We start from the raw sequence: 12228 nt of genomic DNA, 5'->3' as shown, positions 1-12228 counted from the left end.
TGTTTGCACTTTTACTGATTTATTCTTTTTGCGCCTAAATAACGCTCCTGCCAATAAGATTCGCTTAAATTGCTGATTGTTACCCCATTGTTAACTCCGGCATGAATAAAGTCTCCATTTCCGAGATAAATTCCTAAATGGGAAGGTCCGTTCGTATACGTCTGGAAAAAAACAAGGTCGCCTATGGACGGTTTTTCTATCGGCTGGGTAAAATTCCAAATTTCATTAACTGTGCGGGGAATTGTATAGCCGTGGGCCTGAAAAATGTATTGGACAAACCCGCTGCAATCAAAACCGGACGGAGTTGTTCCTCCCCAGACGTAGGGAGTGCCAATTAGCGATTTTGCTGATTCAATGACGTTCGCATTTCCGGTTTGAACAGGTACCGTTTTAATTTCCTTTACATTCGTTTCCGTTTCTGCTGCCTTTTGCTCAACGGAATCAACCGTTTCTGTCTCTGTTTCGTATAGGACCGTTAATGAGGATGGAGCAATTTCATCTACTAATTCTAAATCGTGGATTTTCTCAGCCATTTCCAATGCTTTTTTTGTTCGCGGGCCGTAAATGCCGTCAATTTCTCCATTGTAATATCCGAAATCCTGCAACGTTTCTTGTACTGCTTTTACTTCGTCGCTTACCGTTCCCGGAGCAATCGTTTCACTGAGCTGCTCCAGCTTTTTAATCTTTTTTTCTTTATCCAGTTCAATCAATTTATGTAACGTTTTTGCGTCTACGTATCCGGTCATATCAATATGATGGTCACCTTGAAACTTTTTCACTGCGTATTCCGTCAATATATCATAGCTGCCATCTATATCATCTTCATGGAGATAGGAGAGCTGGCTTAATTTCGTCTGCAATAAACGGACAGCTTCCCCGTGTTCGCCGTACTGTAATGGATTATTTTCTTGAACTATCGCTTTTTCCAATTGCGGGTAAACTCCGGCAGCAACTAAAAAAGGTTGGCTCAGGACGATACTATAAAGAGCAGAGCGTGTTACTATCTCTTGCACACTTCCTTCTATCATCAAAATGTCCTCCCATTCTGCCAATCTATTTTTATCAAATTTATGTTAAAATATGTCTTCTATGCTTTACGGTTGTGTTACAATAAATGCAACACAAATTTAACATATTTTGTTTTCTTAGAAATTGGAGGAATTGGAAAGATGCTATACGGAGAAGAAGCATATTTACAGCTTTGTTCACATATTTTAAAGAATGGACATAAAAAAGATGACCGTACAAACACAGGTACGTATTCCATTTTTGGCTATCAAATGCGGTTTAATTTAAAAGAAGGGTTCCCGCTGCTCACGACAAAAAAGGTAGCTTTTCGTTTAGTAGCAACCGAATTGCTATGGTTTATCAAAGGGGACACAAATATCCGCTATTTATTGCAGCATAACAATAATATATGGAATGAATGGGCTTTTGAAAAATGGATTAAGAGCGATGAATATGATGGTCCGGATATGACAGATTTTGGCAGAAGAAGTCTGACAGACCCGGAATTTAAAAATCGTTATGATGAACAAATGCAACTGTTTAAAGAAAAAATTTTGCACGACGATGACTTTGCGGAAAAATATGGCGATCTCGGATCTGTTTACGGCAAACAATGGCGGGCGTGGAAAACTTCCCAAAACGATACGATTGACCAGCTGAAAAATGTCATTGATTCTATTAAAAATAACCCTGATTCCAGAAGACATATTGTTTCGGCCTGGAATCCGGAAGATATTCCGAACATGGCTCTCCCGCCTTGTCATACCCTTTTTCAGTTTTATGTAGCCGACGGGAAACTGTCCTGTCAATTATACCAGCGCAGCGGAGATGTTTTTTTGGGCGTGCCGTTTAACATTGCCAGCTATGCGTTGCTCACCCATTTAATTGCCCATGAATGCGGTTTGGATGTAGGCGAATTTGTCCACACTTTAGGTGATGCCCATATTTATTCAAATCACGTGGAACAGGTGAAACTTCAGCTAGAAAGGGAAATCCGTCCTTTCCCAACATTGGAAATAAACGAGGGCAAAAAATCGATATTTGATTTTGATATCGACGATATAAAAATTGCCAATTATCATCCACACCCGGCTATTAAAGCACCAATCGCTGTTTAGGAGGAAATAACGTGATATCTTTAATCGTTGCCATGGACCGTAATCGGGTTATCGGAAATAAAAATGATTTGCCTTGGCATTTGCCAAAGGATTTGAAGTTTTTTAAAGAGAAAACAACGGGAAATACGATTGTCATGGGCAGAAAAACCTTTCTTTCCATCGGCAAACCGCTGCCGAATCGCCGGAATGTCGTGTTAAGCCGTTCCAATCCGGATCTTCCGGAAGGGGTTGAGGTGATTGAAAATCTCCAGGAGCTCGTCAACTGGAATGAAAAAAATCCGGAGGAAGAGATCTTTGTCATTGGCGGCGGGGAGATTTTTGCTCAAGCCTTGCCGCTGGCAGACCGGATGTACATTACGTTTATCGATGAAACATTTGAAGGCGACACCTTTTTCCCTCACTTTTCCGAAGAGGAATGGAGATTAACTTCGAAAACAAAAGGGGAGAGGAACGAGAAAAATCCGTATGATTACTATTTTTTGCAATACGACCGGAGATAAGGAATATGGCTTGTTTCCTTCCCGCGTTGCATGGTAATATGAAAGTATAAAACTATACTAATTACGATAAGAAGGTGTACGTATGGGACTAGCAGGGATTGGTGTTCCTGGTTTAATATTAATTCTGATTATCGCCTTGGTCGTTTTTGGACCAAAAAAATTGCCGGAAATCGGAAAAGCCTTTGGTCAAACGTTACGGGAATTTAAAAAGTCCGCAAATGATTTGACGAGTGATGCAAAAGACGAAATAGATGAAGCGAAAGCAATAATCACAGACAAAAACAGCAAATAACATTTCGGAGTGATTTTACAAATGAGTATCGGTATACCTGGGTTAATATTAATTCTTATTATTGCTTTGGTAATTTTTGGCCCTTCCAAATTACCGGAAATCGGAAAAGCCTTTGGCTCATCCTTGAAGGAATTTAAAAAAGCAGCCCAAGGAATTGCTTCTGACTCAGAGGAAAAGAAAAATAATTAATTGTATGGAGGTGTAGGGCGTGTTCCTTACATCTTCTTTTATGCTCATGCAGGGAGTGGATGAAGATGGCGAAAGAAAAATTAAATCAGCATGACGAAAAAGAAATGGATGTCGTTGGCCATTTATCCGAATTGCGGAATCGCATTATCGTTACCGCCGTATTCTTTTTCGCTTTTTTTATTGTCGGATTTATATTTATTGAAGATATATACGCATTTTTTGCGAAAGATTTAGGTTTCAAACTAACAGCCATTGGTCCGGGTGAAATTATATGGCTATATTTTGCCATGGCCGGTTTAATTGCCGTCAGCGGAACAATCCCTATTTTGGCATATCAAATTTGGGCGTTTATTAAACCCGGCCTCACTCCAAAGGAAAGACGGGTCTCCGTATCCTTTATCCCGGCTATTTTCATTTTATTTATTGCCGGATTAGTATTTGGCTATTTCCTCTTTACCCAGTTTATTATTCCATTTCTCTTAACGCTGAATAACGGGATGTTTAATGTCATGTTTACCCTTGACAAATATTTCGGCTTTTTATTCCGTGTGACAATCCCAATCGCGCTTTTATTTGAAATGCCGATTGTTGTCATGTTCTTAACGAGTTTAGGAGTTTTAACACCGGATTTTATGAAAAAGACAAGGAAATATGCCTACTTCATATTGGTAGTAATCAGCACGATCATTACGCCGCCAGATTTTATTACGCCGATTCTCGTCTCGATTCCGATGATTATTATTTATGAAGTCAGTTTACAATTGTCGAAGGTCATTTATCGGAGAAAGCTGCGGAAACATGAAGAATTTATGCGGGAAGAAACGATTTAATATTGGTGAAACCGATGAGCCGATCCTTTTATCAGTTTTTATTAACATTCAGAGGAAAAAATAAGCCGGATGATGAAAGCCGCCTGGCTGACTGGGCCTTTCACGATCATGACTTTCCGCAACATTCCCGGGATTATGATGAAATCAGCAGCTATTTGGAATGGAACAGCCCATTCGCGAATGCGCTGGCGACCTTTGACGAACTGTGGAATAAATATAGAAACCAATAGCTGCAATTCGCAATCATTCACGAATTGCAGCTATTTTCATTTATCATAATCCGCAGCAGCCGCAATAATGCTTGAAATAGGAATTTCCACTTTTTGGCCCTCGCTTTGGAGCAAAATCGTTCCTTTTTCTTTTTTCCATTTCGTCATTACACCTTTATACGATTGCTTTTTCCCGGCGGTATATACCGTAATTTGGATGGGTTGTTTCTGCTGGTATGCCTGATTGAGTTCATATTCCATTTCCTCCAGCTGCTGCGGGTCAAGTGTCGGCTTTTCCGTCTTGTCATCTTTCCATATTTGCTGCAGCAATTCCACATGTTCCGGCAGCATTAAGGAAGTCCATTTTATCGCTCCCCGATCCTTTGGCATTTTATCCTCACCTCTCCAACAGTATACCAGAACAAATGTTCCTGTTCAAATTGGATTATTGCTATCGGCAAAATTCGCCAAAAACAGGAGGAAATTGCAGATAATTGTAGATTTCTGCGCTTGCCCAGGAAATATATGCAAAAGCTAAACATTTTCTGCATCTCATACCTCCACACTAGGAGGGAAGTTCCATTGTATCGCCTACACCAATTGCCTAATGGAAGCGTATGATAAGTTAGATGTTTAGTATTGAAATAAAGGGGAGAGAGATGATGTTTTTACAACAAGGACCAGGAATGTATCCAGCACGAATGAACAGAAATAGACATCCCTTCCGCTTAGGAGCGCCAAGACACCCGTTTCCGCATCGTTCTGTGCCGGCTGCACGGACAAATTCCCTTACGAATATTGCTGACAAAGGAATAACCGGCCTGTCCAAAACATTAACGAACGTTCAGCAAATATTAAATGTGGTACAAACGACAGCACCAATTATCCAAGAATACGGACCAATGGTGAAAAATCTTCCGGCAATGTATCGGATGATGAAAGCATTTAAAGAAATCCAGGCGATGGACGGAGGAGAGGAAGAGGAAAAAAAAGAGAAAGCGGAACATAAAGTGAAGGAAACGGAACAGACAACTTCCCGGCAAAGAACCGGAGTGTCCAAACCGAAATTATTTATCTAATCGAAAGCAAAGCAGTTGATTTTTCACATGAAAATAAGAAAAATAGAAATCATAAAGGCATAGGAGGGATATGGATGAATTCGAAAAAAGAACTGGCAACTTTTGCCGGCGGGTGTTTTTGGTGTATGGTGGAACCCTTCGATGAACGACCTGGTGTGATCCAAATTGTTTCCGGCTATACCGGAGGTCATGTAGAAAATCCAACGTATGAACAAGTCTGTTCCAATACAACAGGTCATGTAGAGGCTGTACAAATCACCTTTAACCCTCAAGTGATGCCCTATGAAAAATTAGTAGAAACCTTTTGGCAGCAAATTGATCCGACGGACCCGGGCGGGCAGTTTCATGATCGGGGCGAATCATACAAAACAGCAATCTTTTATCATAATGAAAAACAGCGGCAAATTGCAGAGCAGTCAAAAAAAGAATTGGAACGAAGCGGTAAATTTTCAAAGCCAATCGTAACCGAAATTTTGCCAGCTTCCACCTTTTATCCTGCCGAAGAAGAACATCAACACTATTATAAGAAAAATTCCTATCATTACCGGATGTATAAGAAAGGGTCGGGAAGAGAGGACTTTATTAAGAAAACGTGGTCCAAGCAAATGGACAAAAATACATTGAAGAAAAAACTAACCCCGATGCAATATCATGTTACACAGGAAAATGGCACAGAACCGCCATTCCAAAATGAATATTGGAACAATGAGAGGGAAGGAATTTATGTTGATATCATTACCGGTGATGTGTTATTTTCTTCTAAGGACCAGTATGATGCCGGATGCGGCTGGCCAAGCTTTACAAAGCCGGTAGACCCGTACTTTTTAGAAGAAAAGCTGGATACTTCCCATGGAATGATTCGGACAGAAATCCGCAGCAAACTGTCGGACGCCCATCTTGGACATGTTTTTCCTGACGGTCCGAAAGATAAGGGCGGCTTGCGATATTGCATCAATTCTGCCGCTTTGAAATTTATCCCTGTGGAAGAAATGGAAGAGAAGGGGTACGGCGAATATTTATATTTATTTCAATAAGCGGGGTGAGAACATGATTCATTTAAATTGGGAAAAACGGGATACGATAAAACAAATTGAATGTGTCCATGCCGATGCGAAAAAATTTATCGTAAACAGAAAATTAACGCCCGGAAAGATTTATGATGTAAAAAATGAAACGGACGAGTTTTACTTTATTATTGACAACAGCAATCGGATTGGCGGATTCCGCAAAGAATATTTTAAAGAAGTGAAATAACAGGGGACAAGCCCCTGTTATTTTTATGGCATATACAAATTTGCCAGAAGGATTCCTAACGTTTCTTCATACATTTCCGGAAATTGTTCAACCGGCAGCGGATTTGTCCCTAAGCCTAGTTCAATCGTAAAACCCGGTCTGCGAAACTCCTGAATAAACCAATCTTTATATCCGGCGTAACTGTCGATGAAACGGATTGGCGTAAACCCGGATACTCTGCTGAATTCATTTGCCAATTGTTCTGCTTCCGGCGGCTCCAGATTTTGAAATCCCCAATAAATCACTTTCCCTTGTGTATGAAGGGCGCTCATACGAGCAAAATTACGGGTTTTTGCCAAATCAGCCATGGCAATGGCTTCAGGTTCTGTTAGGGGAGATGTTCCAGGAAAATCCCTTGGCGCAGGAGAGGTCGGTTTTCTTTCTGCTTCCACTTCCCATAGGGCTGGATATTGATTATTTAAATCAACTCCACGGATATTTGCTTTCCACTGGGAAAAATCTGCCTGCTGACTGTTAATGGCTAATACTTCTTCTTTTCTGTCACCAGCCGCATCTGCACCTTGAATGACGAGATTGACTCCGTCAGGATTTACCATCGGAACGACGGACAAGTTTACTGTTTGATAAAAGGGGAGAAGAAAGAGTCCCCGGACAGGACGCCCGTTCGTTAAAGATAATGCATATTCGTTTATAAACCGCATTAATACAGGAGTTGTAATCCATTCATTGGCATGGAAGGAACCGTTAACATGAACCGTTTTCTGTCCTCTGCCAATTTGGATTTCATCAATATCCTTCCCTAAGACAGACTGGCCGATCTGTTCCCGCCGGAGAAAGGGGTAAATGGTGAGGAGCTGATTCAAGTCTTGCTGCATTTTTTCATATGTATATTGGCCGGGGTCATCAACGACGAATTGGCTGACCCGGATTGGCACAGTAATCGTTTGACCGATTTGCAACTGATTCGGAAGAATATTCGGATTTAGCAATTGCACTTGTTCAACGGTAGACTGATAGCGGTTGGCAATTGACCAGAAGGAGTCATTCGGCTGAACAACATATGTTTCTGTAATATAGCCGGGTATTTGCACTGGCGTACCAGCAATCAACCGAAGGGGATCAATGTCAGGATTCGAATCCTCTATTAACGGCAACGGCATGGAGAAAACTTGACTATAATACCAAAAGGAATCACCCGGACGAACGAGGACTTCCATACAATTCCTCCTTTACATGCTTTTGTATTCATCTTATGAAAATTTTGATGTATAGATGATTCTTTTATTTTTCTTAAAAGTTGAGTTATACTAAAATGGTAATGGATTTACATATATAAGTAGGAGGAGATAACGGTGGCTTTTGTAATTACATCGCCTTGTAAAACAGAAAAAGCTGCAGAATGCGTGGAAGTTTGTCCCGTTGATTGTATAGAAGAAGGAGAGGATATGTTTTATATCGATCCGGACATCTGTATTGACTGTGGTGCATGTGAAGCAGTTTGTCCTGTTCAAGCGATATACATTGAAGATGAAGTTCCAGAAGAGGAAATCGAATACATTGAGCTTAACCGCAAATTCTTCCATGGGTAAAAAGAAAAGTCATGTCTCGTACATGGCTTTTTTATTTACATAATTCTACTGTAACAGGTCAAAATGAAATAAAAGGAGGGACTTGTGTTGACTCTGTTACAATTACCAGATGAACCGGAGAGTTTGTGGCTTAATACGGTAAAACTTCCGGAATTCCCCAAGCTCGAAGATAATATGAAAACAGACGTTGTGATTGTCGGCGGCGGGATTACCGGGATTACCGCAGCCTACTTATTATCGAAAGAAAAAATAAACGTCGTCCTGATCGAAGCTGGAAAAATATTAACCGGAACTACCGGGCATACGACCGCAAAAATTACTGCCCAGCATGATTTAATTTATGACGAACTAATCCAGCATTTTGACGAGGAAAAAGCAAGAAAATACTATGAAGCCGCGGTGGAAGCGAAGGAGTTGATTCATAGCATTATAAAAGAGCATCAAATAGATTGTGATTTTAAAGAAGAGGATGCATATATTTTCACTAACTCTGAAGAGTATCAGCAAAAATTGGAAACAGAAATGCAAGCATACGAACAGTTAAACATCAAGGGTGAATTAACGGACAGCATCAAGCTGCCAATACCAGTGAAATCCGCCTTAATTATGAAAAATCAAGCCCAATTTCACCCGCTGAAATATTTAAAGACATTAGTGGAGAAATGTGTGGAGAACGGAGTGCGGCTTTACGAAAATACAGCTGCAAAAGATATTGAATACAATAAACATCCTGCAGTCATTACTGAAGACGGCAAAAGAATTATCAGCAAATACATTATTAGTGCATCCCATTTTCCTTTTTATGATAAACAAAGTTTTTATTTTGCCAGAATGTATCCGGAACGGTCTTACTTGATCGGTTTTAAAACGGATAAGGAATATCCTGGAGGCATGTACATTAGTGCGGAATCGCCAACGAGATCCATCCGGCATGCGTCGATAAACGGAGAGAATTTATGGCTTGTCGGCGGAGAAAACCATAAAACCGGTCAGGGAAAATCTACATTGGAACATTACGAAAACTTGAAACAATTTGTCGAAAAACATTTTTCTGCAAAAGAAATCGTTTACCGGTGGTCCGCCCAAGACTATACGACGATTGACAAAATTCCATATATCGGACCGATTACAGAATCGGAAGAGCATGTTCTTGTCGCCACCGGTTATCGGAAATGGGGAATGACGAACGGAACGATTGCTGCTAAAATATGCGCAGATATTATATTGAACAAAGAAAGCGCTTACAGCGAATTGTATTCACCGGCACGATTCCACGCAGATCCGGATGTGAAGAAATTTATACAAATTAATGCCGACGTTGCCAAACATTTAATTAAAGGGAAATTGGATTTTTCTGATGACAAGCTGAAACATTTACAACATGATGATGCAGTAATTACAAGAATAAACGGCAAGCGGACCGGAATATACAAAGGAAAAAATAATCAACTTTACGCAGTTGATACAACGTGTACCCACTTAGGATGTGAAGTAGAATGGAATTCCGGCGACCGCACTTGGGATTGTCCATGCCACGGATCACGATTTTCCATTACCGGCGAAGTGATTAACGGTCCGGCAAAAGAACCTTTAAAAAGATACGAATGGAATGAAAGCAGCTAAACAGGCTGCTTTCCAATTTTTTAATTTTATCTCACTATCATGAGTAAACTTAAGTTTTGAGACAGTTATTGTCTCTTTCCCTATTACTTCCGATAATATATATTATGTAAACTAATTAAAACTTTTTTATACAGGTCGCTGTGAAAAAACTTCTCCCTTCCGTTCATATTTTACATATGTTCCTAATAATATTTCCTCCTTCTCCTCAATTACATTACAATCCTTCATGCTGCTTCGATTTTGACATGGGTTTCATTTAATGGTCATAAATTTCTTTACATAATTGTGAACTGAAACGAATCGTATCGACTTTTTGCTATACTGATAGTGATTATATTCGTTAAGGAGGAATTTCCATTGGCGCAACTCGTTACGCAAGAAACGATCAATGAGCTCGTTGAACGGTTTTACGATAAATTAACTAAAAAACCTTATTTTATTCATCTTTTTTCGGAAAAAAATGTAGATGTTGAACGGTTAAAGGAAAGACAGCGGCAATTTCTAGCCAAATTGGCAAATACCGCTTCGGAAAATGAAGATACGGATCGGGTAAACAAGAGCCATCCCTTTCATGTTCGTAAAGAAGGCGCGCAAATATGGATGGAAACAATGATTGAGACGATTCAGGAAGTAGATTTTGCGGAAGATGCAAAACAATCATTAATAGAAAAAATCCGAGAGTTATTAAACAGCTTGTTAAACAGAAATGAAGATAGCCAAAACTAAGGAGTGCTCGAGCAAGCTGAACTTTTTATGAAAGTATCAGCATTTTTCAAGTTTCAAAGCCGTTTTAGCCTTTAGTTTTTAAGGCCATAAACGGCTTTTTATCCTTTTGTTCTTCTAAATCCAGCAAAATGTCTGAATCCTAATTTCTCATAAAATGAACGGGATATACGGGTTGCTAAAAGATCAATTCTTGCATTTGGATATAATTGCTGAACATAACAAAGCAATGTTTCCCCCAGTCCCTGTCCCCGAAATTTTTTATCTATTAACAATTCGCATATGTATATGCTTATTGCCGTATCTGTCAAACCGCGAATAAACCCAGCGATTTCGTCATTTTCTGTCTCGGCAACAATGGCAACATTCGAATGTTCCCAGGCAATCTTAGTACGTTCGCTATTTACCGCTAAATTTGTCCACCCTTCCCTCTTATTTAATGCTTGTATTAAATGAAAATCCCTATCTTCATATTCCCGAATGAAAACCTTTCTGTTATTTCTTAAACGCACTTCCATTCTGCAACACCCGCATTTTTAGTTGTTATCTAAATTTTCCGATAATATCTTAAAGAAATATATTTTTCTTCCTCGGTACTTCCTTCATCTATTTCCTCATATTGGAACTGAAATCCTTTCGCTTCATAAAACGGGATCCCCCTCTCGTTCCCCTTCGCAACGGATACCCACTGTTCGGCTGCGTGAAATTGTTCCTTTTGCTGGTTCGTTACCGCTTCAAATAGTTTCGTGCCAATTCCTTCATTTCTCCGGCTTGGATGGATATAGAGCACATAAATCTCTCCTGCTTTTTCGCTAATCATGCCGCCGCCGGCAGCTCCGAGAACCTCGTCATTCTCCACAGCAACAAAGTATCCGCCCCAGCTTCTGTCCTTAACAGTCACTTCTTTTAAAATTCTGTCCGGCTGATAAAACTCTTTAATTACTTTTTCAATATAACGGGTTGAATATATGTCTTTATACGTTGTCCAATTGGCAATCGTGCAAACATCGGAAATTCCTTGAACATGTTTTTCTGTTGCTTCTATAATCCGTATCATCTGCTGCATCCTTTCTATTACTCTAGAAAAATGACAAATTTAGTTGAATCATTACAATTCCCAAGCAAACCATCGGCCATGTCCGTCCGTTTCCCCAACAATTTTCTTTGTTTCCTGGCTATCGATATAATCATCAAGATGAAGTTCTAATCATAGGTTCTATGTCAATTGTTGGGGTTTAGGCTACCGCGCTTGCGCTTGGTGGCCTCTTCCTTTATTGGTGAAATAAATTTCACCAATAAAGGAAGAGGAGTAAAAGGAAACTGTCTTCCTAACCCACATGAACTCCAATTTCTTTATACTTGTGCGATAGTAATATTCGTGCACGGGAACGTCTAAAGTTTCTAAATCCAAACGCATTCCGTTTCATGACTTTCGTGTGATTATTAATCCCTTCTAAAAATCCATTTGAATATCCATATACAAAGCTGTTTAATATTTCTGTTTGCCAGTTCTTTAAGGTCTGAATATTTCTTTTAAATTCTGGTATTCCTGATTCTTCCACCAACTCATAAAAGCGATATAAACCTTTTTTTGTTTCTTGGATTTTCTCAAGACCATTCTGTTTTGCTTGTTGGAACCATTTACAGTACTTTTCTTTTAATTGATAGGCTGCTCTTAATTCTTCCGACATCTGACAATATCTGTTCAAGTACCATCGATCCTTATCAGATAATTTCCCACTGTCCTTGTAAAATACATAACGCATTTTTTTGCACTTTTTCCGATCGTAGTCATTCCAAGTACTTTGTACCCG

The 12228-nt window shown here is 39.7% G+C and carries 18 protein-coding genes; 12 read left to right on the top strand and 6 right to left on the bottom strand.

What is annotated here, in order from left to right; genetic code table 11:
• Window positions 1-11: 11 nt before the first annotated feature.
• Window positions 12-1028 carry a C40 family peptidase gene (locus tag IEV18_RS08880; RefSeq protein WP_188392038.1) on the bottom strand — a complete coding sequence of 339 codons (1017 nt, stop codon included), beginning with the start codon at window positions 1026-1028 and terminating at the stop codon, window positions 12-14.
• A gap of 141 nt (window positions 1029-1169) precedes the next feature.
• On the opposite strand from IEV18_RS08880, the gene IEV18_RS08875 reads away from it, so the two are divergent.
• From IEV18_RS08875 to IEV18_RS08850, 6 genes are all read left to right on the top strand, one after another.
• A complete protein-coding gene (locus tag IEV18_RS08875; RefSeq protein ID WP_188392037.1) occupies window positions 1170-2126 on the top strand; it encodes a thymidylate synthase in 957 nt (318 codons plus the stop codon).
• A gap of 32 nt (window positions 2127-2158) precedes the next feature.
• On the top strand, window positions 2159-2626 hold the full coding sequence (locus IEV18_RS08870) for a dihydrofolate reductase (RefSeq protein WP_373281904.1): 468 nt from the start codon (window positions 2159-2161) through the stop codon (window positions 2624-2626).
• A gap of 82 nt (window positions 2627-2708) precedes the next feature.
• Window positions 2709-2918: a twin-arginine translocase TatA/TatE family subunit gene (gene tatA / locus IEV18_RS08865; protein ID WP_188392035.1), complete on the top strand. Its 210-nt coding sequence runs from the start codon at window positions 2709-2711 to the stop codon at window positions 2916-2918.
• A gap of 21 nt (window positions 2919-2939) precedes the next feature.
• Window positions 2940-3107: a twin-arginine translocase TatA/TatE family subunit gene (gene tatA / locus IEV18_RS08860; protein ID WP_188392034.1), complete on the top strand. Its 168-nt coding sequence runs from the start codon at window positions 2940-2942 to the stop codon at window positions 3105-3107.
• Window positions 3108-3166: 59 nt separating this feature from the next.
• Window positions 3167-3937 (top strand): twin-arginine translocase subunit TatC, encoded by a 771-nt coding sequence (gene tatC, locus IEV18_RS08855; RefSeq protein ID WP_188392033.1) that lies wholly within the window; start codon window positions 3167-3169, stop codon window positions 3935-3937.
• 14 nt (window positions 3938-3951) lie between these two features.
• The gene (locus IEV18_RS08850; protein ID WP_188392032.1) at window positions 3952-4167 is read left to right on the top strand and encodes a YozE family protein; all 216 of its coding nucleotides are present in this window, start codon (window positions 3952-3954) and stop codon (window positions 4165-4167) included.
• Window positions 4168-4203: 36 nt separating this feature from the next.
• Here the strand turns inward: IEV18_RS08850 and IEV18_RS08845 are convergent, their stop codons facing one another.
• The gene (locus IEV18_RS08845; protein ID WP_188392031.1) at window positions 4204-4536 is read right to left on the bottom strand and encodes a YolD-like family protein; all 333 of its coding nucleotides are present in this window, start codon (window positions 4534-4536) and stop codon (window positions 4204-4206) included.
• A gap of 272 nt (window positions 4537-4808) precedes the next feature.
• On the opposite strand from IEV18_RS08845, the gene vrrA reads away from it, so the two are divergent.
• The 3 genes from vrrA (at window position 4809) to IEV18_RS08830 (ending at window position 6479) form a co-directional block, all read left to right on the top strand.
• Window positions 4809-5225, top strand: coding sequence for a VrrA/YqfQ family protein (vrrA, locus tag IEV18_RS08840; RefSeq protein WP_188392030.1), 417 nt, complete (start codon window positions 4809-4811; stop codon window positions 5223-5225).
• Between the two features lie 74 nt (window positions 5226-5299).
• Window positions 5300-6259 (top strand): peptide-methionine (S)-S-oxide reductase MsrA, encoded by a 960-nt coding sequence (gene msrA, locus IEV18_RS08835; RefSeq protein ID WP_188392029.1) that lies wholly within the window; start codon window positions 5300-5302, stop codon window positions 6257-6259.
• Between the two features lie 13 nt (window positions 6260-6272).
• Window positions 6273-6479 (top strand): DUF6501 family protein, encoded by a 207-nt coding sequence (locus IEV18_RS08830; RefSeq protein WP_188392028.1) that lies wholly within the window; start codon window positions 6273-6275, stop codon window positions 6477-6479.
• 23 nt (window positions 6480-6502) lie between these two features.
• Here IEV18_RS08830 and IEV18_RS08825 read toward each other — a convergent pair whose 3' ends face one another.
• Window positions 6503-7696 (bottom strand): M14 family metallopeptidase, encoded by a 1194-nt coding sequence (locus IEV18_RS08825; protein WP_188392027.1) that lies wholly within the window; start codon window positions 7694-7696, stop codon window positions 6503-6505.
• A gap of 135 nt (window positions 7697-7831) precedes the next feature.
• Here IEV18_RS08825 and IEV18_RS08820 point away from each other — a divergent pair, with 135 nt between their 5' ends.
• From IEV18_RS08820 to IEV18_RS08810, 3 genes are all read left to right on the top strand, one after another.
• Window positions 7832-8068: a ferredoxin family protein gene (locus IEV18_RS08820; RefSeq protein WP_188392026.1), complete on the top strand. Its 237-nt coding sequence runs from the start codon at window positions 7832-7834 to the stop codon at window positions 8066-8068.
• A gap of 87 nt (window positions 8069-8155) precedes the next feature.
• Window positions 8156-9691, top strand: a complete 1536-nt coding sequence (locus IEV18_RS08815; RefSeq protein ID WP_188392025.1) for an FAD-dependent oxidoreductase — start codon at window positions 8156-8158, stop codon at window positions 9689-9691.
• Between the two features lie 357 nt (window positions 9692-10048).
• Complete coding sequence (locus tag IEV18_RS08810) at window positions 10049-10417, top strand: truncated hemoglobin (RefSeq protein ID WP_188392024.1); 369 nt, start codon at window positions 10049-10051, stop codon at window positions 10415-10417.
• Window positions 10418-10515: 98 nt separating this feature from the next.
• Here IEV18_RS08810 and IEV18_RS08805 read toward each other — a convergent pair whose 3' ends face one another.
• From IEV18_RS08805 to IEV18_RS08795, 3 genes are all read right to left on the bottom strand, one after another.
• Window positions 10516-10932 carry a GNAT family N-acetyltransferase gene (locus IEV18_RS08805; protein ID WP_188392023.1) on the bottom strand — a complete coding sequence of 139 codons (417 nt, stop codon included), beginning with the start codon at window positions 10930-10932 and terminating at the stop codon, window positions 10516-10518.
• A gap of 29 nt (window positions 10933-10961) precedes the next feature.
• On the bottom strand, window positions 10962-11471 hold the full coding sequence (locus tag IEV18_RS08800) for a GNAT family N-acetyltransferase (RefSeq protein WP_188392022.1): 510 nt from the start codon (window positions 11469-11471) through the stop codon (window positions 10962-10964).
• Between the two features lie 271 nt (window positions 11472-11742).
• A partial coding sequence (locus IEV18_RS08795; protein ID WP_188392021.1) for a transposase occupies window positions 11743-12228 on the bottom strand: 486 nt, incomplete at its 5' end.

The sequence above is a fragment of the Compostibacillus humi genome (assembly GCF_014637175.1).
In the GTDB taxonomy this organism is placed as follows: Bacteria; Bacillota; Bacilli; order Bacillales; family Amphibacillaceae; genus Oceanobacillus; species Oceanobacillus humi.
This window is presented reverse-complemented; position numbering and strand designations above follow the sequence as displayed.

Coding starts and splice junctions, on each gene's coding strand:
- IEV18_RS08880 (WP_188392038.1), bottom strand. CDS start 1,028: ATGATAGAAGGAAGTGTGCAAGAGATAGTAACACGCTCTGCTCTTTAT.
- IEV18_RS08875 (WP_188392037.1), top strand. CDS start 1,170: ATGCTATACGGAGAAGAAGCATATTTACAGCTTTGTTCACATATTTTA.
- IEV18_RS08870 (WP_373281904.1), top strand. CDS start 2,159: ATGGACCGTAATCGGGTTATCGGAAATAAAAATGATTTGCCTTGGCAT.
- tatA (WP_188392035.1), top strand. CDS start 2,709: ATGGGACTAGCAGGGATTGGTGTTCCTGGTTTAATATTAATTCTGATT.
- tatA (WP_188392034.1), top strand. CDS start 2,940: ATGAGTATCGGTATACCTGGGTTAATATTAATTCTTATTATTGCTTTG.
- tatC (WP_188392033.1), top strand. CDS start 3,167: ATGAAGATGGCGAAAGAAAAATTAAATCAGCATGACGAAAAAGAAATG.
- IEV18_RS08850 (WP_188392032.1), top strand. CDS start 3,952: ATGAGCCGATCCTTTTATCAGTTTTTATTAACATTCAGAGGAAAAAAT.
- IEV18_RS08845 (WP_188392031.1), bottom strand. CDS start 4,536: ATGCCAAAGGATCGGGGAGCGATAAAATGGACTTCCTTAATGCTGCCG.
- vrrA (WP_188392030.1), top strand. CDS start 4,809: ATGTTTTTACAACAAGGACCAGGAATGTATCCAGCACGAATGAACAGA.
- msrA (WP_188392029.1), top strand. CDS start 5,300: ATGAATTCGAAAAAAGAACTGGCAACTTTTGCCGGCGGGTGTTTTTGG.
- IEV18_RS08830 (WP_188392028.1), top strand. CDS start 6,273: ATGATTCATTTAAATTGGGAAAAACGGGATACGATAAAACAAATTGAA.
- IEV18_RS08825 (WP_188392027.1), bottom strand. CDS start 7,696: ATGGAAGTCCTCGTTCGTCCGGGTGATTCCTTTTGGTATTATAGTCAA.
- IEV18_RS08805 (WP_188392023.1), bottom strand. CDS start 10,932: ATGGAAGTGCGTTTAAGAAATAACAGAAAGGTTTTCATTCGGGAATAT.
- IEV18_RS08800 (WP_188392022.1), bottom strand. CDS start 11,471: ATGATACGGATTATAGAAGCAACAGAAAAACATGTTCAAGGAATTTCC.